Raw genomic sequence first — 225 nt, 5'->3', positions numbered from 1 at the left:
TCGTTTCCAAAGTTGACGCGAATACAACAACTTAAGCAATTCAATCTGACATTGCTGTTACAATACCAACTAATCAAATTTATTCGTGAGTGGAGTGCAAAATAAAATGCAGAGATGCATCGGCACTTCAAGCACAAGCCAGTTTTCCTGGGGAAAATAGCGCTATGGAACCACCTGATCCCATCCCGAACTCAGAAGTGAAACGTAGCAGCGCCGATGGTAGTG

At 43.6% G+C, this 225-nt stretch carries 1 rRNA gene; it reads left to right on the top strand.

The features are described from left to right. Nucleotides 1–146 precede the first annotated feature (146 nt). A 5S ribosomal RNA gene (gene rrf / locus AC0SAP_RS10430) occupies nucleotides 147–225 on the top strand; the annotation flags it as partial.

Source organism: Ignatzschineria sp. PL_is040 (assembly GCF_055813795.1).
The sequence above is the reverse complement of the archived record's forward strand: the minus strand, read 5'-3'. Positions and strand labels throughout refer to the sequence as shown.